This is a genomic window from Halomonas sp. KHS3, from assembly GCF_000830495.1.
GTDB lineage: Bacteria > Pseudomonadota > Gammaproteobacteria > Pseudomonadales > Halomonadaceae > Vreelandella > Vreelandella titanicae.
Genome location: NZ_JWHY01000010.1, coordinates 164,157 through 189,324, shown reverse-complemented (window position 1 = coordinate 189,324; position 25,168 = coordinate 164,157). Strand labels below are relative to the sequence as shown.

Sequence of the window (25,168 nt, the reverse complement as noted above, 5' to 3'; positions counted from 1 at the left end):
GGCTCAAGGTTCAAACGAATTCATTCAAAACAGATMYCAAAGGACGAATCCTTTAAAACCTTATTGCTTGAGTCGCTTGCCTTGATATTTGGTGATTTGTCACCAACATCAGCAAGCGCCCACATGAATTACCTGATCAAATTGTTAAAGAGCTGTTTCGCTGCGGTGGCTAGCTAATAAACCAACTGGGCCACACGGCTTGCCGTTGAACTGGCTTGCCTCAGCGAGGAAGGCGTATTCTACGCATTTCCTGGTGGTGGCTTTCGTAAAAGCACTAACTACCTGACAAACCGAAGCTTTTACACTTCATTCACCGCTGGTAACGCTTGGCGTCCCCGGCAGCGGATGCGTACTTTAAGGCCTGACTAATAAGATAGCAAGTAAAAGAAGTTATTGCGTATAAAAAAGCGGCAGAAGGCTACCCTTCTGCCGCAAACCACCGATCAGAACGCCTGATCAGAGAGTGCTCTTTTCACATTTTAGCCGTTAATTAAATTTCAAATCCCAGACCAAAATCTTCGCTGGAGATGGCCATCAGGCTTGCAGCACCTGCTTGTATCATCTGCGCATGGGCCTTGGTACGCGGCAATAGACGCTGATAATAGAAGCGAGCAGTATTCAATTTTGCAGCGTAGAAGGCCTTATCGTCACCTTCTAAAGAAATAGACGCCTGTTTGGCCGCGCGTGCAAATAGGTACGCCAGGGTGACATAGCCTGAATACATTAGGTAATCAACACTCGCCGCACCTACTTCCTCGCGGTCTTGCATTGCCTTCATCCCCACGCCCATGGTCAGTTCGCCCCACTCTGCATTCAGCTTGGCGAGCGGCCCAACAAACTCTTTGAGTGCAGGGTTGTCGGCTTCAGCTTTACAGAACTTATGGATCTCTTTGGTGAATACCTTCAGCGATTCACCCTGACTCATTAGTACTTTACGGCCTAGCAGATCAAGCGCCTGGATACCGGTAGTACCTTCATAGAGTCGAGTAATGCGAGCATCGCGCACCAATTGCTCCATGCCCCACTCTTTAATGAAGCCATGACCACCGTAGATCTGTACGCCCTCGTTAGTGCTTTCAAAACCAACTTCGGTCAGGAAGGCTTTAACAATAGGCGTTAGCAAGCCAAGTAGGGTTTCAGCGTGATCTCGCTCTTCACCCGGCTCACCATGCTCCACCAAATCGAGCATTTGCGCGGTATAAAGCACCAACATACGCCCGCCTTCGGCGAAGGCTTTCTGGGTCAGCAGCATGCGGCGCACATCAGGGTGGACGATAATCGGATCAGCGGGCTTTTCAGGAGCCTGTTTGCCCGATAAGCCGCGCATCTGTAACCGGTCACGGGCATAGCTCAATGAATTCTGGAAACTGGCTTCAATCAACCCCAGCCCTTGAATCCCCACCCCAAGACGCGCAGCGTTCATCATGGTGAACATGCACGCCAGCCCTTTATTGGGCGGCCCTACCAAGTAGCCGGTTGCGTCGTCGAAGTTCATCACACAGGTGGCATTACCATGAATGCCCATTTTGTGCTCGAGCGAACCGCAGGTGACGCCATTACGCTCACCCACATTACCTTGGGCATCGGGCAAGAACTTAGGCACTACAAATAGCGAAATACCTTTAGAACCTTCCGGTGCGCCAGGCAGTTTTGCCAATACCAGGTGGACAATGTTTTCAGCCAGATTATGCTCACCGGCCGAGATAAAGATTTTGGTGCCAGTAATCGCATAGGCATCGCCATCAGCGGGCACTGCTCGCGTCTTGATCAATCCTAGGTCAGTGCCGCAGTGCGGTTCAGTTAGGCACATAGTGCCCGTCCATACCCCTTCTACCAGCTTGGTGAGATACGTCGCCTTCTGCTCATCGGTGCCATGATGGCGAAGTGCGTCTGCCGCACCATGAGAGAGCCCTGGGTACATGCCCCACGCCAAGTTAGTGGCGCAGATCATTTCCGACAACAGCATCGCCAATGAAGGCGGCAGCCCTTGACCACCATGAGCAGGATCGGCGGCCAGACTCGGCCACCCCCCCTCTACGTACTGCTGGTAGGCCTCTTTGAAACCGTTAGGCGCTTTGACCTCGCCCCCTTCCAGTAGGCACCCTTCTTCATCGCCACTCTGATTGATCGGCAGCAGTACATCGCGGGCGAAGCGTGCCCCCTCTTCCAAAATAGCGCTGACAACATCTGGCGATGCATCGTCACCGCTTGGCAGGCGCGCGTAGTGAGCGGGGTAGTCAAGCATCTCGTCCATAACGAAACGCATATCACGAATAGGGGCCTGATAGCTGGGCATCACACTTCTCCTAAGAAAGGGGGGGGTTGAAAGCCAAGCAACTCTTAATGGCAGAGAGCTTTCAAACACATGTTTGAAAATTAGCGCGGGCGCCCCTCAGAGTCAAGCGAGCGTTTGAATTTAGCCCAAAAACACTCTAGAACTTTGGTCGCCCAACCAGTAAACCCCTGGTGCAAATAATAAAAAAACTCGCCAACCAAAAGCCGACGAGTCGTTTTATTTTTCTTTTACCTACTGGCCATCTAGTTACTGCATGCGAATGCCACCGTCTAAGCGGATCAGTTCGCCATTGAGCATGGGGTTGGTAATAATCTGCTCGGCTAATTGAGCAAACTCATCTGGCTTACCTAAACGCTTAGGAAAAGGTACCGCCGCCGCTAGTGCCTGGGCCGCCTCGTCAGGAATTTCACTCATCATCGGCGTTTCAAATACGCCAGGGGCGATGGCCATCACCCGAATAGCATGGCGCGACAATTCCCGCGCCGCTGGCAAGCTCATACCCACAACACCCGCTTTAGAGGCACTATAAGCACACTGGCCTACCTGCCCATCAAAAGCAGCAATGGACGCAGTATTAATAATCACCCCGCGCTCACCACTCTCATTCGGCGCGTTTTTAGCCATGGCGGCAGCCGCAAGGCGCATGACGTTAAAAGTGCCGACCAGATTGATATTGATCGTTTTCATATAGCTTTCTAAATCAGCCGGGTTGCCTTCACGATCAACCAGCTTGGCCACGCTAACCACACCCGCGCAGTGAACTACGCCTGAAAGCCCGTGCTCGCCACCCAGCGCTACCGCCGCATCTACGGCCTGCTGCATCTGTTCGCCTGACGTAATATCCGCCAGAATGGCGCGTGCGCTTGCCCCCAGCTGCTGGGCATGGGCATTGACACTGTCGTTTAAGTCGCATAACACGACGCGAGCGCCTGCAGCGACTAAGCGCTCAGCGGTAGCCGCCCCAAGACCAGAGGCAGCCCCGGTAATTAAAAAGGTACTCTCCTTAACCTGCATTTCCGTATCCCTTTGGTCGTTATGTATGGTTGCTATATATCGTGGTGGGTTTATTCACTCGCTTTTTTATTCATTTGATTTGGCTACTCACTTGATGGGCTATTGACTTGCTTTGGCTTCTTCTACTGCCTGGGCACGTAATTTAAAGCGCTGAATCTTGCCGCTGGGGGTTTTAGGCAACTCATCGACAAACTCAATAATGCGCGGAAAAGCGTGGGTCGAAAGCCGCTCACGCACTCGCTGTTTGATTTCATCAGCCAGCTCGTCACTGGCTTCATAGCCTTCGCGGAGCACGATATACGACTTGATCACCTCGCCGCGGATCTCATCAGGCTGCCCCACTGCCGCCGATTCGGCGACTGCAGGATGCGTCATCACACTATTTTCAACGTCCGTTGGCCCCACCCGATAACCCGCGGTGGTAATAATATCGTCATCACGCCCGGCAAATTGAAAGGTACCGTCTTCATTGCGGATAACCACATCGCCCGTCAGGTAATAGCCTTCCACAAAGGGATTCTTCTCTTGCCAGGTGTAGCCCTGGAAGAAGTGTGCCGGGGAGTTCTTGATATCGACGGCGAGGACACCAGGCTCCCCGGCAGGCAGCTCTTTATACTCCGCGTCCAAAATTGCCAGTCGATAACCCGGCATCGGCACGCCCATTGCGCCCACATGCTTGAGATGGTCAAGGGCATGGTGGTTATTGCACGTCATGCCGGTTTCGGTCTGGCCGTAGTGATCCATAACCGGGCATCCCAACGACTTCTCAACCCAGGTCACTACTTCAGTATTTAGAGGTTCGCCCGCCGAGCTAGCCGCACGCAGCTCAAGCGTTTCATGGGCGTCATCAAATAGCCCTGACGCTTTCATTAGGCGGTAAGCGGTCGGCGCGGCAGCAAAATTGGTAATGTGGTGGCGCTTCATAAACGCCAGCGCCCCCTCGGCGCTAAATCCTGCCTCACAAAAATGCGTCGTCACACCAAGCAGTAAAGGCCCGGCAATCGCATAGTAGAGACCATAAGCCCAACCGGGATCGGCCATATTCCAGAAGCGGTCATCGTCACGCAGATCAATGGCCAGCTCCATATAGATCGCAAAAGCGGTCATCCCTGCCAGTGGAACGGCAACGCCTTTCGGCTTACCCACGGTGCCAGAGGTAAACATTTGCAGAAATGGTGCTTCAGGCGCAAGCCTCGGCGGCTTGTCGCTCATTGACGTATGCGTCAACGCCGCCTGCCAGTCGTGATCATCGGCATGCTCACTGGTCGCCCCGCCCACCGCCAGTACCGGCGGGCATTGGCTAAGGCCATCGAATTTATAGCGGTTAGCGTGATCAGTAATCACCAACTTGGTGCCTGCACGCCCTAGCCGATAGTCCACCGCATCGGGGCCAAAGGCGGTAAACAGCGGCTGGTAGACCGCCCCAATACGCCAAGTGGCGAGCACTGCAATCAATAGCTGTGGTGACCGCGGCAGCATGCAGGCAATGCGGTCGCCTATACCCAACCCCTGGGATTTAAACCACCCTGCCAACTTTGCGCTTTGCTCGTCTAGCTCGGCGTAGCTCAAGGTATGCATATCACCTTGAGAGTCCTCTTGAACCAGCGCCAGCACATCGCCGCGGCCAGCGCGCACATGACGACCACAGCAGGCCTCAAAGGCATTTAGCAGGCCGTCCCGGTGGTCATCCAGACGGGCAAGAACGCGATCAACGGAAAAGTTATCGAGGTAGTGGTAATAGTCGGGCAGTGATTGTGATGTCGCTGTCATGATGGCTCTCTTGTGTTATTGGAAATGAGCTCGTAGTGAGAATAACCGCAAGCAGTGTTGTTATATTTATCCGTTGACGTTAACGTAAGCTAAAAGATAATAGCAACGCTAAAAGCAAACGACTCAGAGAGCAAGCACTGATATAAGCTGTAGCGTTAGACGTTGGTCGAGGCTGTTGTCAGAGTATTAAGCAGAGGTGGGCATAATCATGGCAACCAGCTCGTCAGCGAGGTCATCAGGCGAGCGTGGCCCGCTGGGGTCGTACCAGCGCACTGTCCAGTTCAGCGCCCCCAAAACAAAACGCGAGACAAGAAAGCGGTCGCCATGGATCAAGCCAGCTTCCAACGCATCGTCGATAACAGCGACCCACAGCGCCTCGTAAGCGTCACGCAAGTGGCTCAAATGAGCACTGGCCGCTGGGTCGAGTCGGCGCCACTCAAAGAGTGCCACCACATGGGCATTGCGATCGGTAAAGAGGGTTTCAAGATGGGCACGTGCCATAGCGCGCAGCCGAACTTCAGGCTCTGCAGCGCACTCGTCCAGCGCTTTTCGCGCAATCATCAAGGCATTTTGAGTGCCCTCTTCAATGACCGCAGCGAGGATTTCCTGCTTATCTTTAAAATGATGAAACAAGCTACCGGACTTAATACCCATTTCCTGCGCCAGCATTCGCACGGTCGTGCGATCAAAGCCCTCTTGGACGAATAGCTGAGCAGCGAGGCGCGTCAGTTCCTTGCGGCGAGGGGATGCATTCATTACATTCATGTCATTTACACTAGCGCTTGCTTGGTTACTCTGGAGAGAACCACAGCACCGCCTACGGGTCAACGTATCACCCACTACTCGTTATGATAATCACAATAAACTGAAGGAGATTGGCCATGAGCAACCCCACCGATGTTGTATTTCTCGCCGCCAAACGCACGCCGATGGGCGGCATGATGGGCAGCCTTGCAAGCATGACAGCGCCACAGCTTGGCGCAGTCGCCATCAAAGCGGCCATTGAAGAGGCGGGAATTGACCCAGCCCTGATCACCGAAGGCATTATGGGCTGTGTACTGCCCGCTGGTGTTAAGCAGGGCCCTGCGCGGCAAGCAATGCGCCAAGCGGGCATTCCTGATGCCAATGGCGCCACCACTATTAACAAGCTGTGCGGCTCGGGGATGAAAGCCACCATGCTTGCCCACGATTTAATCAAAGCGGGCAGTGGCGATATTTTGCTGGCTGGCGGCATGGAGTCCATGTCTAACGCCCCCCACGTGCTTACCAAGGCGCGGGGCGGCTATCGGCTGGGGCACGGCGAGCTTAAAGACCATATGTTTTTGGATGGGCTGGAAGACGCCGAAACGGGCAAACTAATGGGCGTGTTTGCCCAGGATGTGGCTACTGAGCGAGGCTACACGCGGGAGCGCCTGGATGATTTTGCTATTGCGTCCCTTGAGCGCGCCATGGCCGCCACCAACTCAGGCCACCTAAGCGCAGAGATCGCACCGGTGATGGTCACCTCTCGCCAGGGCGAAACCCTTGTCGAACACGATGAGCAGCCCTTCCAAGCTAAGCTCGACAAAATCCGCCAGTTGCGCCCCGCTTTTGCCAAAGACGGTACGATTACTGCCGCCAACGCCAGCTCAATTTCCGACGGCGCTTCGGCACTTATCTTGGCGAGTCAGGAAGCTGCAGATCAACAAGGTATTAAGCCGCTAGCGCGTATGCTAGGCCACACGACTCACTCGCGACACCCTAGTGAGTTCACCATCGCGCCAGTGGGTGCGATTGAAAAGCTGATGAAAAAGCTCGATTGGGGCGTGAATGACGTAGACCTATTCGAGATTAACGAAGCCTTTGCGGTGGTGACACTGATGGCCATGGATGACTTGGGCCTGCCCCACGACAAAGTCAATGTGTTTGGCGGCGCCTGCGCCCAAGGCCACCCGATTGGCTCTACCGGCTCACGCATCATCGCTACGCTAATTCATGCCCTACGTACCAAAGGCGGCAAACGCGGTATTGCCAGCTTATGCATTGGCGGTGGCGAAGCAACGGCTGTCGCCGTCGAGCTAGTTGATTAAGCTGCGCTATTACAAAATATAGCCTTTTGTGAAGCGCCCTGACCCTATTACCGCGCCAGGGCGCTGAGCCATACGGCGGCAAACAACCACCCCAGCCCCAACATGGGGAGCGACCAGCAATGAAACTCCTTCCAAATCCCAGGCTGGCGTGCCAAACGTAGCGCGATTAAATTCGCCATTGAGCCTACCGCCAAACCAAAGCCACCCACGCTAACGCCCCAAGCCAGCGGCTGCCACTCACTCTGCTGGGCAAGCAGTAGGGTCGCTGGCACGTTGGATACGACCTGTGAAAGGAGTACGCCAGCACTAACATCGCCACCCGGCCACTGGCGCATTGAATGTATAAACTGCTGAACAACGCTCAGCTCACCGATGACACTTAGATTTACGAACATCAATACAAACACTATCAGCAGTAGCCAATCAATACTGAATACCGCCCGTCGAGCCACCCATAGCATCGAAAGCAAAACGCCAGCCAGCGCCGATAGCACCCACCCCATGTCTACCGCGACCAGAAAAAGTGGATAGCCAATAAGCGCCGCCCATAACGGCGCCTTTCGGCGCTCAGCCGTCATCGCAGAAACTGCTTCCAAGTGTATTGACGCTTTCGGAAATGCCAAGGGAACAAAAAGTAAGAGCAACAGCATCAAGCCCACCCCAAGCGGCAACATTACCCATAAAAAGTCGCCGAAGCGAATGCCTGAAAGCTGCCATAAATAGAGATTTTGCGGATTACCAATCGGGCTCAGCGATGAGCCTGCATTCACAGCCAGCGCCTCAAACACAATCAAGCGTTCAATCGGCAGTGTTGCCATTCCCGCCAGACTAAGCGTCAGTGGTACCACAATAAACAGCGCCACATCGTTAGTGACTATCGCCGAGAGAAGCCCCGAAAACAGAATCAAACCGACCGCAAGTCGGCGCTCACCACGCAGTAGAGCTAATAACTGACGACCCCAGAGCGTTAAATAACCACTCAGTTCTAACGCGCGACTGAGCAGCATTAGGCCGGTTAATACTACAAGGGTTGTCCAGTGAACCCGGTCAGCCATTTCACTCAGTGGTTGAGGCTCCAGCCAACACAAAACGACCCATAGGATACTCATTGAGAGCAGCATAGGGTCGTTCAGAAAACGCTGAAAAAACAAGCTAAAGGGTGTCACTAACCACTTTGTTGCTAACACGCTACATGACGCTCAGAGAAAATCGCATGATAGCGTTGTAAGCTCAGGAGTAAAGCTAAATTCCTTCATCCAGAATGCTAAGCCGAAGCCAATAATCCCGCCTGACGACGGGCTTGCTCATGGTCATCCGGTAAGGCGCCCTCTTGATGACTGAGCTGCTCCCATTCGGGATAGTCAGTTTGATTTTTATCAATACCAGACAAGCCTGGTTCAATGGCACTCTCCAACACACTAAATTGACCGGCATATTCACGCATCTGCAAAGCTTCTTGGGACAGCACCTCCGCGCTCTGGGCCGCCTGATTGACTAAGCGCATGGTGTCTTGGGTAGTGGTATCGATCTGAGCAACCGCGTGGTTGACCTCCTCAATGCCTCGCCGCTGCTCTTCAGAGGCATGGGTGATTTGCGTCATCAGCGTGTCCACATTCCTCGCTGCTTGCATGATCGCCCGTGTATGTTCACCAGCCTGCTGAGACAATATGCTGCCTTGCTGGACGCTCGCACTCGACGCTTCAATGCGTGAGCGAATATCACTGGCGGAACTGGCACTGCGCGTTGCCAGTGCACGCACCTCATTGGCGACCACCGCAAACCCACGCCCGTGCTCACCGGCACGCGCGGCTTCAACCGATGCATTGAGCGCTAAAATATTGGTTTGGAAAGCAATGCTTTCAATCATGCGAATAATGCTTTGAATCTCTTCGGAGTGACTATTTATCGCCTCCATGGTGGCGATAAACTGGGTAATCACCTCATCACCCTGCTGCGCTTTTTGAGACACATCTGCCGTTGACTGGTTAACATGCGCCGCACTTTCAGCATTCTGATTCACCGTGGCGGTTAGCTGTTCCAAGCTCGCTGCCATTTGCTGCAAAGCTGACACTTGAGTGTCGGTTTGGCTCGCCAAAAGCTGGTTCTGCTCAGTCATCTCCTGACTATTGCTATATACCTGCTGGCTGCTCGTATTAAGACGATTAACCGTGGCCGTCAGGGAGTGCTGCATCTTATCCAGCTCACTAAATAGCTGACCAATTTCGTTACTTGAGTGCGCCGTTACTGGCGCCGACAGGTCACCGTTAGCAATGCGCTGGAAGTGCCCAGTGATTTTCTTCAATGGGCGAAGCACATTTTTACGCACGCCCCATACCACTACCGTCACTACCAACAGCGCAGCGCCAAGCGCTGTAATCACTCCCCAAAAAAGTAGCGATGAAACCTGCTCAAAGAGCATAAGCAAGGTGTTACCCCGCTGAGTGGAAGCGCCAATAAAAGCCTCAGCGCTTGCCACAAAGTGCTCGCTACTATCATCCACTCGCGACTCACCCGAGAAAAAGCCTGATATGTCGCGCTCTTCAAGCATCATCATCTGAAGATTGAGATTATTGTTAACAAATGATTGAAAGTTCGAAGCTAACTGTTCGACAAACGACTGCTGATCCTGATCAAAATCACTCGCTGTAAATTGAGTGAAGTTCTCGGACGCCTCATCAAGCAACCGCTGGGCTTCTTCTATCAGAGGGTCAGGTCGATCAAACGAAGGGGTACGAATTAACTCCGCTGCACGGTTCATCTGAATACGCGCACGCAACAGCTGGGTATAGGCGCTATTGAGCTGACTAATTTGTGCCATGTCCCGTTCATGAAGCGACGTAAATGCCTCACGACCAAAATGGTTGGCGAACAAACCCAGTGCGCCAATGACGACGACCAGGCCGCTAAAGGCCACTAATACAAGCGTCCAACTTGCCTTGACGCTTAAGTTATTAATCCATTTCATCTCGACCCGCCCCTTTCAGTAAGGTTAATCAGATGTGTGGAGAGGCAGCCAGAGCTGTAGGCGCCGACGAATCTCTAATAATGCCTGCTCATAAGCATCTGACTTGCCGATCAAGCGAGGGTCACGAATATCCCAGGATAGAACTTCGCCCGCCTCCCCTTGCCAATCGCGGCAGGCTTGCTGGGATTTGTCGCACAGCACAATGACAAAATCGAAGGTCTCGCTTTCAAACTCATCCAACGACTTACTGCGCAGGCCCTCGGTGGGGAGCCCGTGTTTACGCAACGCTTCAAGTGTCAATGCATGGGGCTCATCCGGTTCAGAACCGGCACTAAACGCTTCAAAACGATCATCTGCCAAATGGCGAAGCAACGCCTCCCCCATCAGAGACCGTGCAGAGTTAGCATTGCAGAGGAACAACACGCGGCGCTTCGTCATAAATAAACAGCCTCTTATGTAGTTAGTGGCTGTCACTCTACGCCGGGTTCATGACGGCAATATTGCAGGCACACAGTTGCCCTAGAAATATACGAAAAAACATATATGATGGAATCATCAAGCTATTAAGACCCAATCCGAGTAAACCGCGATGATCTCACTGACTGATTTTTCCGACCTGAATGATCTGCCTAATATAGACGCTGAATTCTTTGAACCGCCCAGCAGCGAACGGCTGAGGATTCCACATAGCACTGAACACGCACCTAAAATATTGCTGCTATACGGCTCTCTGCGTGAGCGCTCTTTCAGCCGGTTAGCGGTTGAGGAAGCCGCACATTTACTCAATGCCATGGGCGCAGAAACAAGAATCTTTGACCCCAGGGGGCTGCCGTTACCGGATGCAGAAGATGCCAGCCACCCCAAAGTCGATGAGCTACGCCAATTGGCCCAATGGGCAGAAGGGATGGTGTGGTGCTCCCCCGAACGTCACGGCGCAATGACCGGCATTATGAAGGCGCAAATAGATTGGATCCCCCTTGCCCTGGGTGGCGTCCGCCCTACTCAGGGCAAAACCTTGGCGGTAATGCAGGTCTGCGGCGGTTCGCAGTCCTTCAATACGGTCAATCAGCTACGCATCTTGGGGCGTTGGATGCGTATGCTGACGATTCCCAATCAGTCCTCGATACCCAAAGCCTTTATGGAGTTTGATGATAAAGACCGGATGAAGCCTTCACCGTTTTATGACCGTATCGTGGATGTCATGGAAGAGCTGGTGAAATTCACTCTACTAGTGCGTGATCGCAGTGACGTGCTGACGGATCGTTATTCGGAGCGCAAAGAGAGCGCCGAAGAAGTCTCAAAGCGGGTTAATCAACGCGCCATCTAATCAGGAGCTTCACATGCCAGCACTGCAAGACAACGCCTCACCCTCTACCGCCGAAGGCATGGGAATTTTTGAGCGCTACCTCACGCTATGGGTAGCACTCGCCATTGTGGTAGGCATCTTAATTGGGCAATTTATCCCAGCAGTACCGGAAACACTGTCACGCTTTGAAGTGGCGCAAGTGTCGATTCCAGTGGCGATACTTATCTGGGCAATGATTTTCCCCATGATGGCGCAAATTGACTTCACCTCGCTGCTGGGCGTGCGTCGGCAGCCAAAAGGTCTGATCATCACTACATCAGTGAACTGGTTGATCAAACCTTTCACTATGTTCGCCATCTCCTGGCTATTCCTGATGGTGATCTTTCGACCGTTTATTCCCGCCGAGCTAGCCAGCCAGTATTTAGCCGGTGCAATTCTGCTGGGCGCCGCGCCGTGTACCGCCATGGTGTTTGTGTGGAGCTACCTGACCCGCGGCGATGCCGCCTACACTCTGGTGCAAGTGGCGCTTAATGATCTAATTATGCTGTTCGCGTTTGCTCCTATCGTGGTCTTCCTACTGGGCATTTCCAATATTCAGGTGCCCTGGGACACCGTCGCACTATCAGTGATCCTATATATAGTGATTCCCCTGGCGGCGGGCTATATCACCCGGCAGAGCTTGATTAAAAAACGCGGCGCCGAATGGTACGACAATGTCTTTATGAAGCGCGTTGGCCCGATCACGCCGATTGGTTTGATCATTACCCTAGTGCTGCTGTTTGCCTTCCAGGGCGAGGTCATTCTGAATAATCCGCTGCATATCGTGCTGATCGCGATCCCGCTGATTATTCAGACCTTTTTGATCTTCTTTATTGCCTATGGCTGGGCTAAGGCCTGGAAGTTGCCGCACAATATTGCCGCCCCGGGGGCGATGATCGGCGCCAGCAACTTCTTTGAACTGGCGGTGGCAGCGGCTATCGCACTGTTTGGCTTACAGTCGGGCGCTGCGCTAGCCACTGTTGTCGGCGTATTGGTCGAAGTACCGCTGATGCTCGCGCTGGTAAGAATTGCAAACAAGACCCGCCATCATTTTCCGGCTACTGTTAATCATTAAATTTTGAGCTAGGTCACCAGGTCATCATGCCTGTAGCCATCCCAAGCATTGGGCTCAATAACGATTGGATAGGCCATGGGTAATGTGATTGATATAGATAGCAAAGCACTAGACTTTATCAAGCAGCGAGGCGGCATCCTTACCGTACGCCTTTCCCCAAGACATGGCTGCTGCGGTGGGCTTGCCAAGGTCGCCATTGCCGAGGCAAACCCACCCGCAGACTCTTCGCTTTACCAATGCCATCGCTACCAAAATATAACGCTGTTCATTGACCCGGCGCTTATAGGGCAAGGGTTAAGCTTAAACGTTGAGGGATGGTGGAAGCTTCGCCACCTGTATATGGAGGGTTCACCCTTGTTACAGCCTTAGCTAAGAAGACGGTAACAAGGGTTAATGGTACGCGCGGCTTTACGTACATGAGCATTTACGCGTGAGCGCTATCAATGGATTGCTGCAAATCGGCCAGCAGATCGTCGGCCTTTTCAATCCCGACCGACAAGCGCAGCAAATCCAGCGGAACTGGCGAGTCAGAACCTTCAATACTGGCACGGTGCTCAATCAAACTTTCTACACCGCCTAACGAAGTAGCCCGACACCAGAGCTGCGTTTTAGCGGCAACTGCAATAGCGGCTTTTTCTCCACCGGCTAAACGAATAGACAACATACCGCCGAAACCACTGCTCATTTGCTTTTGAGCCACGTCGTGGCCGGAAAAACTTTTTAAACCGGGGTATAACACCTCAATTACATGCGGATGCTGCTCCAGCTGTCCAGCAATATATAACGCACTTTGACAGCTTTCCCGCACCCGTAAAAACAAGGTTCGCATTCCACGTAGTAATTGAGCTGCATCAGTTGGGCCAGGAACTGCACCAGATTGGGCGCGAATGGCAACCAGACGCTGCCAGAAGGCGTTATCTTCCCGTGCAGCCAATACTCCGGAAATAACATCAGAGTGGCCGTTGAGGTATTTGGTGGCTGAATGCATCACGATATCAGCACCAAGGTTCAACGGTTTTGTTAGCAATGGTGTAGCAACAGTAGAGTCAACAGCAAGCAGGGCTCTGCAGTCTTTTGCTAAATCAGCTACTGCAGCAATATCGGTAACGGTCCAGAGCGGATTGCCAGGCGTTTCAAGCCAAATAAGTGTGGGTGCTTTTTCATCAATGGCAAGGCGTAATTCGTCCAGATTTGTAGTGTCCACAAAACGAACATTCAGCCCGCTATCGACACCAAAGGTCTGCAGCCATTTACGCAACGCCCAGTACATCACTTTAGGAGCGATGACTGAATCGCCGGGCTTTAACGCCTGAAAAACAGTTGTTGCCGCTGCCATACCCGAGGCGAATAAACGGGCATCAACCGCATTTTCCAGCTCTGCCAAGAGTATTTCTGCAGGTCGGTACGTTGGGTTGTCAGCTCTGGAATACACTCGACCGCTGCGATATTGATTATCGCTGTCTCGAAGGTAAGTCGTTGATGTATATACTGGCGGGATGATTACTCCATATTCGTGCTCAAGGTGACTACCGCCCTGAGCAAGGAGTGATTGAGACGAAAAAGGATGGTCTGTCATATAAACTCTCGCTTAAGTAAGCTCAATGCAAGATATATCACATATACCATAAACCAATCCAATTCATACAGATCGGACAGTGGAAACTACGTCGCCTTTATATAGACGCCTCGCCCTTATAGTCGAAGCACACGAATACACAGAAGCTCAAATCCCGCTCGCGGGCCATGGGCACCACAAGGATAGCGGTCAAGTAATAGCTGGAGGCCCAGGCAAGAGTTTGTGCACTGCCTAAAGTGAGCGTTAAACCCAGTCTGGGCGAAGCGCGGATCATGCGACTTGCTTAGGCAACGCCAGCGCCATCAATGCGCTGGCAGCCACTAAGGCGGCGGATACCCACAGGCAGGCGCTCAGCCCATATGCCATATATAGCCAGCCCGACAGTAGCGTGCCCACTAAACGCCCCATGGCATTGGCCATATAATAGAAACCAACATCCATGGAGACGCCGTCAGCGCGGGCATAATGCACAATCAAGTAACTGTGCCAGCTGGAGTTAATCGCAAACAATACGCCAAAGGCGAGCAAACCGACGACTAACCAGCCTACCTGCGCCAAGGGCAGCATCGCCAACAAAATCGCCAGCACGCCCAATGCCGCCGCCCAGCCGGCGGTAAGTGCCCGCGCATCGCCTTTGATCAGCCGGGTTAATTTAGGTGCTTGGGTTTGCACCCCGCCATAACCGATCACCCATACCGCTAACAGCCCACCCACTGTCCAGTGTGTCCAGCCGTGCTGATCGTATAAAAACACCGGCAGCGCTACCACAAACCACACATCCCGTGCCGAAAACAGGCAAAAGCGCGCCGCGGAGAGCACGTTAATCGCACGTGATTTTGAGAAGATTTCGGAGAACTTGGGCTTTACTTTTTGGCGGCCTAAATCCGCCTTAAGCCTCAACAGTGAAAGCAGTAACACGCCGCCAAGCATTACCGCCATCACCAACACTGCGGCCTGGAAGCCAATCAACGTTAGCAGCAACCCGCCAACAAAAAAGCCTAGCCCCTTTAACGCGTTTTTAGAGCCGGTCAGCATCGCCACCCACCGGTAGAGTGAACTATTGGCGTTAGCACTCTCTTTTGGCACCAGCACTTTAACGGCGCTTTTAGCGCTCATTTTGTTGAGGTCTTTAGCGATCCCCGACAGCGCCTGAGCAGCCATCACCCAAGCAACTGTCAGCAGGCTAGCGGGCACCATCAGCATAGCAAGCGCAATAATTTGCAGCCCAAGCCCCACATTCATGGTGCGGTTGAGACCCAACCGCGCGCCCAACCAGCCACCTACCAGGTTAGTCACCACACCAAAAGCTTCGTAAAACAGAAACAGCATGGCGATTTCTAACGGCGAGTAACCCAGTTGATGGAAGTGCATGACCACCAGCATACGCAGCGCGCCGTCGGTTACCGTGAACGCCCAGTAGTTGCCGGTAATCAGCATATATTGGCGCACCTCGAAAGGTAGCGCCTTTACCCGCTTTAACAACGATAAATCAGCCACGGCCCACCTGCTCACCGACTACCTGCCCACTACCTACCATCAGGGCCAACTCGGCCGTGCGGTTGGCGTAGCCCCACTCGTTGTCGTACCAGGCATAGAGTTTTAGCTGGGTGCCATTGATCACCATGGTGGAGAGCGCATCAATGATCGAGCTGCGCGGGTCGGTGCGGTAATCAATCGACACTAGCGGGCGCTCTTCATAGCCCAAAATACCGGCAAGCTCGCCATCAGCCGCGGCTTTTAGCGCCTGATTGATCTCTTCGACGGTCACTTCGCGCTCAAGCTCGAACACCATATCGGTAAGCGAAGCGTTAGCCAGCGGCACACGAATCGCGTGACCGTTTAGCTTGCCTTCCAGTTCGGGGAAAATAGCAGTGATGGCTTTGGCCGAGCCGGTGGTGGTGGGGATTAAGCTCATGCCGCAAGCCCGGGCGCGGCGCAGGTCTTTATGCGGGGCATCTAAAATGGTTTGAGTGTTGGTGATGTCGTGCACCGTGGTCATCGAGCCATGGCGGATACCAAAGGTTTCCTGAATGACTTTGACTACCGGTGCCAGGCAGTTGGTGGTGCAACTGGCAGCGGTAACGATCTTATGTTGAGCAGGATCGTAAAGGTGGTCGTTCACCCCCACCACCACATTAAGCACGTTCGCCTCTTTCATAGGCGCACTCACCACCACACGACCGACGCCTTGATCAATGTACGCCTGCAGTTTATCGGTGGTTTTCATTACGCCCGAGCACTCGATCACGATATCGCAGTTCGACCAATCGCTATCGGCAATTGCTTTATTAGCGCTAAAGACGACAGTTTTTCCATCGAGAACGATAGCGTCATCGGTTGCCAAGATACCCTTCCCTGGTGTCCAGCGCCCGTGAACTGAATCAAACTCCAGCAGGTGGGCAAAGGTTGCCGCATCGCCGCCCGGGTCGTTAATGCGTGTTATTGCTACCGCGCCAGCGTCTACCTGCCCCCACAAACTGCGCAATGCCAAACGCCCAATCCGCCCAAAGCCGTTAATGCCAATACGTAGTGCCATGAGTGCCTCCTAAGCTAACGGTTACACAATCTATTAAGAGAAAGCATAACGGCTATATACGTTAAAACATATATAAACACTTAAAAAAACGCCTACTAACAAACAGGCCCACCACCGTGTAGTAGGCCTGCGTAGTAAGTATTAATTAGCAAGCATTAATTAACCATAACGACCAGAGATATAGTCCTCGGTCTTCTTCTGTGCCGGGGTTGAGAACATCACTTTGGTGTCGTTGTACTCAATGATTTCCCCCAGGTGGAAGAACGCCGTGTAGTCCGCCACCCGCGCCGCCTGCTGCATATTATGCGTCACGGTAATGATGGTGAATTTCTCTTTCAGCTTGTCCATCAGGTCTTCGATGGTGGCGGTGGAAATAGGATCAAGCGCTGAGGTTGGCTCATCCATCAAAATCACATCAGGCTGAACAGCAATAGCGCGGGCAATACACAACCGCTGTTGCTGACCACCGGACAGAGAGGTGCCTGGCTCATGCAGCTTGTCTTTCACCTCGTTCCACAACCCAGCGTCACGCAGCGCTTTTTCAACCAATTCTTCCTGCTCGGCTTTACGGCTGACCAAGTCGTGCATGCGTGGTGCGTAAGCGATATTTTCAAAGATCGACTTAGGAAACGGATTAGGCTTTTGGAAAACCATGCCCACCCGGCGACGGAGCGCCACTTCATCCATTTTAGGTGCGTTAACGTCCAACCCGTCCATCTCGACCAGGCCTTCGGTGCGTACGCTAGGAATCAGGTCGTTCATACGATTCAAGCAGCGTAAGAACGTCGACTTACCACACCCCGAAGGGCCAATCAGCGCCGTCACATTTTTCTGAAAAAGATCAATATTTAGATTCTTCAGCGCTTGGTTTTTGCCATACCACAGATTCAAATCGCGAACCCGGAAACTCAGGTCGTGGCACGCAGCTTCATTTCGTGTATAGGGTTGCCCAACCGCAGGTGTCTGCTGGCCGTTCATTACAGTTGCATGGCTATTCATAGAAATGTCCTCTATAACGCACTGGCCTACCAGCGACGCTCAAATTTCTTACGCATCACAACGGCAAAAGCGTTGAGTGAGATGAGTATGGTGAGTAGCACCAAAATACCGCCAGCAGTTTTTTCCACAAACGCCTGCTCAGGTTCACCAGCCCAGGTGAATATTTGCGCAGGCATCACTGTTGCCGCGTTGGTAAAGGAAACGCCCACATCGGGGATAAAGGCCACCATCCCTACAATAATCAGCGGCGCCGTTTCACCCATCGCTTGCGCCAGGCCGATAATAGAACCTGTCATAATACCCGGCATTGCTAAGGGTAGAACGTGATCCCGCACTACCTGCCAGCGTGAACAGCCCACCCCAAAGCCTGCGTGACGGATGGATTCAGGCACGCTACGCAGTGCGGTACGTGTCGAAATAATGATCACTGGCAGCGTCATCAATGCCAGCGTCATACCGCCCACTAATGGAGACGACCGCGGCACCCCGAAAAAGTTAATAAAGATCGCAAGACCCAGCAGACCAAATAGAATCGACGGGATCGCCGCTAGGTTATTGATGTTAATTTCAATAATCTGGGTTAAGCGGTTATCCGGCGCAAACTCTTCAAGATAAATAGCTGTCATCACGCCGATCGGGAAAGATATCGCCAGGGTGACGATCATGGTCATAATGGTGCCGACCACTGCCGATAAAATGCCCGCGTTCTCGGCAATTTTTGAATCACCCGAGCCAAAGAAAGTGGTATTAAAGCGTAGATCCACCTGTCCAGATTCGACTCGGGCATCAAGGGCTTCCTGCTCCTCGTCACTCAAGCGATGCCGGTGTCCCTTCAAGTATTGATCGACATCACTATTCGCTAATACCCACTCCGCTTTACTGGTGCCGATCATGTCAGGATTGTTGCGCAACTCTAATGGAATTGTACGCACCGCCGTACGGCTAATTAACGGCAACAGCTCTTCATCAAACGCCCGCCGCCCATCGGTTTCGGCTTCTTGTGTGTAGCTAATCTCGGTTTGTATATAGGCCTGCTGGAAAGCGGGTAGACCTTTACTCAGCATATCGGCAAAAAACAGCACCAGAAAAAGGCCCGCGAGACCTAACGATCCCATGGTTATCCATTTAAGGCGGGTAGACTTTCGGTGACGCCGCTTAAGCTGCTGGCTGATTTCGTCAAAAGAGTGGCTCATCGAAACAGTTCCTCGGCGTTACAGGTTATTCACGCGGTATTTTTCACGGAAACGACGGATCATCAATACTGACACCAAGTTGAGTGCGAGTGTGATCACGAAGAGCACGAGTCCAAGGGCAAAAGCTGATAATGTTTCGGCACTTTCAAACTCTTGGTCGCCGGTGAGCGCCGCCACGATACGCACAGTCACCGTGGTCATATCTTCCAGCGGATTAGCGGTTAAATTAGGCCGCATACCCGCCGCCATAACCACGATCATGGTTTCACCCATGGCACGAGACATACCCAAGAGCGACGCTGAGATAATCCCCGGCATGGCAGCGGGCACTACCACATCACGAATCGTTTCCCCTTTGGTCATACCGAGTGCCAGCGACCCCTGGCGCATGCTATCGGGCACCGAATTGATCACATCATCAGATAGCGATGAGATAAACGGAATGATCATAATACCCATCACAATGCCGGGTGCCAGCGCATTGTTATAAGACGCATCGAGCCCCAGAAAACCGGCAATATTGACAATGATCGGCGCCACGGTGATGGCGGCAAAAAAGCCATAAACGACGGTAGGAATACCTGCCAATACTTCTAACACCGGCTTGGCGACGGTACGCACTTTGCGCGGTGCAAATTCAGACATATAAATCGCTGAAAGCAAACCGATAGGCACCGCCACCAGCATAGCGATGGCGGTAATCATAAAGGTGCCAGCAAACAGCGGTACCGAGCCAAACTCAGCGCCGCTACCATCACCGCGACCCGCGGATGCTAAAAAGCTCGCGCCTGGATTCCAAGTGGTGCCGGTAATGAACTCCCAGAAGCTGTGCATTTGGAAAAAGCGCAGCGCCTCGGAAATAATCGAAATTAAAATACCAAAGGTCGTCAAAATGGAGATTAACGCTGCCCCAGCCAGGGTCATGCGAATGACCCGCTCAATGGCTTGACGGGCATGAAAATCGGGTTTTACTTGATTAAGACTCACCAGTAGCCCGATGGCTGCTATCACTAAGCTCGCCGCCAGCAGATAAAGCGTAGGAATGTCGGCGCCCATTAGAAGCAAAACGAAAGCGCCCAAGGCACTCACTACCACGGCTGGCCCGGCGGTGGAGAGTACTGTAAACCAAGCGTATTGGTCAGGCTGGGCGAACATCGCCGTACCCGCGCTACGTAACCGAGTGGCTTTTGAACGGCCAGCAAAAAAAGCCAGCAGCCCCAGCAGCAATAATGCACTGCAAAAAATCAGAAGAAGCTGGTTGGTCTGCATCGCATCTCTCTCACGTGGTCACCGGTTAAGAAACCTATCAACAATAACGGGTCGGCAGCTTGCGCTGCCGACCACTTTTAATCTGACCTACCAACTTACTTAAGAACGTCTGCTGTCATTGAAGTGCGATCTGCAACAGCCTGGCGCCACTCTTCGCGCTCTTCTTCTGGCAGAACGATCAAGCCGATATCACGCAAGTAGCCATCATCGCCAATCATCATTTCGCTCATAAACATATCGACGTAATCGTACATCGGCGGGACGTCTTCAGCGTGCTGGTTCTTCACGTAGAACCACAGTGAACGCGCGATAGGATAGTCACCGGAGCTGATCGCCTCAGCCTCAGGATCGACGCCATCAATACTGGCAGCGCTGATCGTGTCAGTATTCTCTTCAAGGAAAGAGTAGCCGAAGATACCAAAGGCACCGGTGTCTTCTGAAAGGCGCTGAACGATCAGGTTGTCGTTTTCACCGGCATCGATGTAAACACCGTCAGAACGAATATCGGTGTAGCCTTCATCGCCGTAAACATCCATACCCTCAGACGCAGATTCCATTACCAGCTCTTCAAAAGCATCGCGGGTACCCGAAGTTGTCGGCGGCCCATAAATGGAGATTTCACGGTCTGGCAGCGAAGAATCGATCTCGCTCCAGTTGGTGTAGGGGTTTTCAACTAACTCGCCATCAACCGGCACCATGGCAGCTACCGCCATGAAGATCTGTTCGCGGGTTAAAGCAATGTCATCGTTTTCGCTTGATTGACCCAATACGATGCCGTCAGAACCGATTTTAGCCTCGGTGATATCGGTAACGCCGTTCTCTTCACAACGCTCAAACTCAGACACTTTCATGCGACGAGAAGCGTTAGTAATGTCGGGTGTGCCTTCACCAACACCATTACAGAACAGACGCAAACCGCCGCCCGAACCAGTCGATTCAATAACAGGCGTCGGGTTACCAGTAGTCGCACCGAACTCTTCCGTTACGTAGCTGGCAAACGGGTAAACGGTACTGGAACCAACGATTCGGATTTGATCACGGGCTTGAGCAACACCGGCAACGCTCATTACAGCAGCCGCGATAACGGTGGTTTTTAGAATACGGTTCATGCGAAATACTCCTGTTCATGTAGGGATCTGGCCTTCGCAAGGCATACCTTGCACTGGTTCCATGACAACTTCATGACAGCGAGCAAAACGTAGAAAATTTTTCGTTACATAGAGGCAACCCGACCTTACATCACCACAAAAGTCCTAGCGCCGCGAGGGTGCATAACGCCAGCGAGGCACCTTGCAGCATGCGTCGGTCTAAACGGTGGGCTACGGTATCTGCCAAGGCGTTACCTATTAATACTGCAGGTAGGAAGGTAAGCGCGACCTGGAAATGCCAAAGCTGAATCTGGTCAGCCAAGGCAAGGGTGATTAAGGTCAATAGAGAGGTCAAAATGAAAAAGGCGGCTAGATTGCCGCGCACACGATCAGTGGGTAAGCCGTGCATCAGCAGCACGATGGGTGGGCCACCAATAGCCGCAACGGTGCCAAAAATGCCAGAGAGCACCCCAGCGCCAAACAGCGTTATTCGGTTTACCGGCAACTGAAAGCGGCACAAGGTGACGAGTACCGCAAACAGGACGATGACCGCAATCAGCTTTTCTAACACAGACATGGGGGCGGCGAGTAGCAGCCAAATACCCAGCGCATTGCCGGGAAGGCGCCCCACTAGCGCCATGCCAATGGAATCCAGGCGCACCTCGTGCCAGTAATGACGCACCATCATCAGGGAGACGGTAAATCCGAACAGTACCAGAGTGACCGGCACCAGACGAGGCTCTAGCATCAACAGTAGCGGTGCGCCAATAATGGCCAAACCAAAGCCGGTAGCGCGCTGCACAAAAGCACCCATTAACAGTACGGCGGAGCAAGCTAACCAAGTGCTCATCGGCATATTGACCCAAGCCAGCATGCTATCCATTCAACTTACCCATTCAAACTATCCATATGCTCTATCCATACGCCCTATCCATTTGAAAACTATTCATCCGCAGCAGGTGCTTTAGTCAGTTTGCGCACACCGATATTGCCTAGCAACGCAGCGCCCAGCATGGTGAGTACCATGGGCCAAAGATGCTCTACCTCGAACAGCCCTACCATCACTCCCGCGAGGGCGCCGCAGGTAAACTGGATCCCGCCCAGTAGCGCCGTTGCCGTGGCGCTGATATGGCCAAAATGATCCAGTAACGACGAGATCGCGTTGGGTGTAATCAGCCCGATCATACCGGTAAACAGCATAATCAACGGCACCACGATCACTAGCGACGCGATGTCCAGGGCGGTCACCGCTACCAACCCAAGCGCGGCCACCAGTTGTATAAGCAACCCTAAACGCAAATTCTGCTGAGGAGTGCGCTTGCGGAGCAGATGAATATTGACCCGATTAGAGAGCGCAATAACGACCACGTTGACCCCAAACACTAGCGGATAAGTGCCGGGCGAGAGGCCAAAATAGTCGAGATAAAGAAACGGCGAAGCGGTCACAAAGGCAAACAGGCCCGCAAAGGAAGCCGCTACCGCACAGATATAGCCCATGCCTTCACGATGCTTAAGCACGCTGGCGTAGTTGCGTATTACCTGCCGTGGTGAAGCTGCCGGCAGCGACATATCGCGGGTTTCAGGTAACCGCGTTCCTAGCAGCCAGAGCAAAAAGCCTGCGTAAACGGCTAAGAACACAAAAATCAGCCACCAGCCGGCCACGTGCAGTAGCAAACTGCCCACTGCAGGCGCCACCAGCGGCGCCAGCATCATAATCATTGCCATGGTGGACATCACTTTGGCGGCCTCACGCCCGCTAAAGCAGTCGCGCACAATCGCCGCCGAGTTGACCACGCAGGCCCCGCCTCCCAGCGCTTGAATAAACCGCCAAGCCAGCAGCGTGGGCAAACTGTTCGCCATCGTAATAGCAAGACTTGCCAGCATAAACACCACCAATCCGCCCAACAGCACAGGCTTTCTACCCATCCGATCCGAAAGCGGCCCAAAGCATAGCTGGCCCAATGCAAAGCCGAACAAGAATACGCTGATGGAGAGTTCAGTACGGTGAATACTGGCGCCAATGCTTTCAGCAATGATACCCATGGCAGGCAAATAAGCGTCGATAGCAAAGGGTGCCAGCGCCGTATTGGCGGCAACCAACAGTGCTACCCGGCGAGGATTAAGATCCATGGGTCTCCTTAAGGCGATAATGTACGCACTGGAATAGATAGGCCGCTAATCATAGCTGATTTTAAGGCCTTTGTCGGGATTGGAGACTATCGGTAGATAGCCCTTGGGAGAGGCCAGGGGCTTATCAAGGAGAGGGGAGCTTAGTGATGCGTAGTGGCGTCTTGCGACTCAAGCATGTCAACCAGTGGCTGAAACTGCTCACGGTTATGCTCGTTCATATGCATTAAAATACGGTGGGCTTCCAGGATACGATCGCGCAGTCCCTCTTCGTCTGCCGGCTCTTGGGGCAGCTCTTCAAGCTCATTGTTGAGCGTACTCGTCTGTTGTAGCGGCGCTTCCATCAGCGTGAAGAAACGCGCAAAGCCCATCACGTCCAACATCTGCCGTACATCAGGATTATCGACAATAATCGTCGGCGGCTGCTCCAGGCGCCCTTTCACCGCCATCGCGACCTTGGCCAAAAAACCAAGCGCCGTCGAATCGACATTGGTGGCTTCACGCAGGTCAATCAATACGGCACGCAACCCCGGCGTCTCGGCAAGACGCTGGGCTTGAGTATCCAGCGTGGCGCAGAGCGTCAAACGCACATCACCACACAGTTTTAGAATAAAAACACCAGAATCGAACGCCGCTTTAATGCGGCCCTCTTCAATCAGCATGACCAAATCCGCTCACCATCATGATTGTTAGATCATCGGGTAAAGCATCGCGCTCTTGGTTGGCATCAAACTCTGCATCCCCTTCGGCAAGGAGTGCATTCGTTTCTGCTAGCCGGTCGCGCAACTGCTCAAGCGTTACACTCTCGCTTACTAATTGCTCAAGCTCCTTGAGCCGCGTGTCGAGCGTTTTACCCGGCAAGCATTCCAATACTCCATCTGAGCAGAGCCATAGACGAAATTTATTCGGCAATGCACAACTCAGCGAAGGATACTCCACATCGGGGAAAAGGCCTACCGGCATTCCCTCGCCTTCTAAACGGCGTAGCTCTCCTTCTGCTGCCAACAGGGGCATGGGAAGCTGCGCGCCGAGCGAATAGTGAAGAGTATGCGCCTCGTGGTCAATAACACCGACAAATAAGGTGGCATGTTTACCAATATCGGTGCCCTGCAGCTCGCGGTTCATCGCCTTTAACCAATCAGGCGGCAGATTTTCCGGATGCTGGCCATCCCACTCACTCAGCCAGCGGTTGCATAAATATTTGAGCAGCACGGTAACAAATGCCGACGAGGCACCATGCCCCGATACATCGGCGAAATAGAAGGCACTGTAGCGCTCGTTATAGCGTTGGTAATCGAGAAAATCACCAGACAAATAGAGCGAAGGAGCAAATACGTAGTCGTAATACACCCCGTTAATCACCTTGGGCCGCAGCGGTAACAAACGCCGCTGGATATGCCCTCCACTCTGCTGATCCATCCGCAGCAGCGCGAGATGGGTCTCTAGGCTCTCGTTTAACTCCGCCAGCCGCGCATGGTCACGCTCGCGCTCCAGCGCCAAATCGTTGAGCTTAATGGCCTTACGGATCATTCGTCGCAACAGCTCGGCGTGTCGCAGCGGATGGACAATATAGTCCACCAGCCCCACATCAATCGCTTTGATCAAGTCGGCGTCCTGACGCGAGTCACTGACTACCAGTGTCGGTAGGCGTCGCGTTAGGTGTGTCCATTGCTGCCGCGGAACTGCCCGAGCATGGGCAACAATGAGCGCCGTGTCAGCAGGCAAATGCGCGATATCCTCAGCGGCAAACACCCACATGCCATCGCAGGTAATCGCTTCAGCCAGCGCATCACGTTCACGACCAGGTTCGTCGATCACCGCGATCAACTGCTTAGAATGATCCATC

General features: G+C 53.0%; 22 protein-coding genes. 4 read left to right on the top strand and 18 right to left on the bottom strand.

What is annotated here, in order from left to right; genetic code table 11:
- Positions 1-490 precede the first annotated feature (490 nt).
- The 4 genes from RO22_RS20140 to RO22_RS20125 all read right to left on the bottom strand — a co-directional run bounded on the left by RO22_RS20140 (position 491) and on the right by RO22_RS20125 (position 5,836).
- Positions 491-2,296, bottom strand: a complete 1,806-nt coding sequence (locus RO22_RS20140; protein WP_027958464.1) for an acyl-CoA dehydrogenase C-terminal domain-containing protein — start codon at positions 2,294-2,296, stop codon at positions 491-493.
- Positions 2,297-2,542: 246 nt separating this feature from the next.
- Positions 2,543-3,310, bottom strand: coding sequence for an SDR family NAD(P)-dependent oxidoreductase (locus RO22_RS20135; RefSeq protein WP_022522939.1), 768 nt, complete (start codon positions 3,308-3,310; stop codon positions 2,543-2,545).
- A 99-nt stretch (positions 3,311-3,409) separates the two neighbouring features.
- A complete protein-coding gene (locus RO22_RS20130; RefSeq protein WP_041159219.1) occupies positions 3,410-5,080 on the bottom strand; it encodes an AMP-binding protein in 1,671 nt (556 codons plus the stop codon).
- A gap of 186 nt (positions 5,081-5,266) precedes the next feature.
- The gene (locus tag RO22_RS20125) at positions 5,267-5,836 is read right to left on the bottom strand and encodes a TetR/AcrR family transcriptional regulator (protein WP_035537983.1); all 570 of its coding nucleotides are present in this window, start codon (positions 5,834-5,836) and stop codon (positions 5,267-5,269) included.
- A gap of 125 nt (positions 5,837-5,961) precedes the next feature.
- Between RO22_RS20125 and RO22_RS20120 the strand changes: the two genes are divergently transcribed.
- Positions 5,962-7,149, top strand: a complete 1,188-nt coding sequence (locus RO22_RS20120) for an acetyl-CoA C-acyltransferase (protein ID WP_022522936.1) — start codon at positions 5,962-5,964, stop codon at positions 7,147-7,149.
- Positions 7,150-7,196: 47 nt separating this feature from the next.
- Here RO22_RS20120 and RO22_RS20115 read toward each other — a convergent pair whose 3' ends face one another.
- From RO22_RS20115 to RO22_RS20105, 3 genes are all read right to left on the bottom strand, one after another.
- Complete coding sequence (locus tag RO22_RS20115; protein ID WP_268747825.1) at positions 7,197-8,258, bottom strand: SLC13 family permease; 1,062 nt, start codon at positions 8,256-8,258, stop codon at positions 7,197-7,199.
- A gap of 155 nt (positions 8,259-8,413) precedes the next feature.
- The gene (locus tag RO22_RS20110; RefSeq protein WP_041159218.1) at positions 8,414-10,114 is read right to left on the bottom strand and encodes a methyl-accepting chemotaxis protein; all 1,701 of its coding nucleotides are present in this window, start codon (positions 10,112-10,114) and stop codon (positions 8,414-8,416) included.
- 24 nt (positions 10,115-10,138) lie between these two features.
- Complete coding sequence (locus RO22_RS20105) at positions 10,139-10,552, bottom strand: arsenate reductase ArsC (protein WP_022522933.1); 414 nt, start codon at positions 10,550-10,552, stop codon at positions 10,139-10,141.
- A gap of 151 nt (positions 10,553-10,703) precedes the next feature.
- Here RO22_RS20105 and arsH point away from each other — a divergent pair, with 151 nt between their 5' ends.
- From arsH to RO22_RS20090, 3 genes are all read left to right on the top strand, one after another.
- Positions 10,704-11,441, top strand: coding sequence for an arsenical resistance protein ArsH (arsH, locus tag RO22_RS20100; RefSeq protein WP_009288028.1), 738 nt, complete (start codon positions 10,704-10,706; stop codon positions 11,439-11,441).
- A gap of 13 nt (positions 11,442-11,454) precedes the next feature.
- Positions 11,455-12,534 carry an ACR3 family arsenite efflux transporter gene (arsB, locus tag RO22_RS20095; RefSeq protein WP_041159217.1) on the top strand — a complete coding sequence of 360 codons (1,080 nt, stop codon included), beginning with the start codon at positions 11,455-11,457 and terminating at the stop codon, positions 12,532-12,534.
- 75 nt (positions 12,535-12,609) lie between these two features.
- Positions 12,610-12,903 (top strand): CC/Se motif family (seleno)protein, encoded by a 294-nt coding sequence (locus tag RO22_RS20090; protein WP_022522929.1) that lies wholly within the window; start codon positions 12,610-12,612, stop codon positions 12,901-12,903.
- A gap of 55 nt (positions 12,904-12,958) precedes the next feature.
- Here the strand turns inward: RO22_RS20090 and RO22_RS20085 are convergent, their stop codons facing one another.
- From RO22_RS20085 to RO22_RS20035, 11 genes are all read right to left on the bottom strand, one after another.
- Positions 12,959-14,110 carry a trans-sulfuration enzyme family protein gene (locus RO22_RS20085; RefSeq protein WP_009288026.1) on the bottom strand — a complete coding sequence of 384 codons (1,152 nt, stop codon included), beginning with the start codon at positions 14,108-14,110 and terminating at the stop codon, positions 12,959-12,961.
- 270 nt (positions 14,111-14,380) lie between these two features.
- Positions 14,381-15,547, bottom strand: coding sequence for an organoarsenical effux MFS transporter ArsJ (gene arsJ / locus RO22_RS20080; RefSeq protein ID WP_230805501.1), 1,167 nt, complete (start codon positions 15,545-15,547; stop codon positions 14,381-14,383).
- A 52-nt stretch (positions 15,548-15,599) separates the two neighbouring features.
- Positions 15,600-16,646, bottom strand: a complete 1,047-nt coding sequence (locus RO22_RS20075) for an ArsJ-associated glyceraldehyde-3-phosphate dehydrogenase (RefSeq protein WP_041159215.1) — start codon at positions 16,644-16,646, stop codon at positions 15,600-15,602.
- A gap of 159 nt (positions 16,647-16,805) precedes the next feature.
- Positions 16,806-17,645, bottom strand: a complete 840-nt coding sequence (gene pstB, locus RO22_RS20070) for a phosphate ABC transporter ATP-binding protein PstB (RefSeq protein WP_009288023.1) — start codon at positions 17,643-17,645, stop codon at positions 16,806-16,808.
- A gap of 26 nt (positions 17,646-17,671) precedes the next feature.
- Complete coding sequence (pstA, locus tag RO22_RS20065) at positions 17,672-18,838, bottom strand: phosphate ABC transporter permease PstA (protein WP_009288022.1); 1,167 nt, start codon at positions 18,836-18,838, stop codon at positions 17,672-17,674.
- A gap of 18 nt (positions 18,839-18,856) precedes the next feature.
- Entirely contained in the window at positions 18,857-20,107 is a 1,251-nt protein-coding gene (gene pstC, locus RO22_RS20060; RefSeq protein ID WP_009288021.1) for a phosphate ABC transporter permease subunit PstC, read from the bottom strand.
- 95 nt (positions 20,108-20,202) lie between these two features.
- Positions 20,203-21,216: a PstS family phosphate ABC transporter substrate-binding protein gene (locus RO22_RS20055; RefSeq protein WP_009288020.1), complete on the bottom strand. Its 1,014-nt coding sequence runs from the start codon at positions 21,214-21,216 to the stop codon at positions 20,203-20,205.
- 130 nt (positions 21,217-21,346) lie between these two features.
- A complete protein-coding gene (locus RO22_RS20050) occupies positions 21,347-22,078 on the bottom strand; it encodes a sulfite exporter TauE/SafE family protein (RefSeq protein WP_052475727.1) in 732 nt (243 codons plus the stop codon).
- 59 nt (positions 22,079-22,137) lie between these two features.
- Complete coding sequence (locus RO22_RS20045; protein WP_009288019.1) at positions 22,138-23,325, bottom strand: multidrug effflux MFS transporter; 1,188 nt, start codon at positions 23,323-23,325, stop codon at positions 22,138-22,140.
- A 140-nt stretch (positions 23,326-23,465) separates the two neighbouring features.
- Positions 23,466-23,984, bottom strand: a complete 519-nt coding sequence (locus RO22_RS20040) for an STAS domain-containing protein (protein WP_022522924.1) — start codon at positions 23,982-23,984, stop codon at positions 23,466-23,468.
- Entirely contained in the window at positions 23,974-25,167 is a 1,194-nt protein-coding gene (locus RO22_RS20035) for a PP2C family protein-serine/threonine phosphatase (protein WP_027958456.1), read from the bottom strand. Before RO22_RS20035 ends, RO22_RS20040 begins: the two co-directional genes overlap by 11 nt.
- Position 25,168 lies beyond the last annotated feature (1 nt).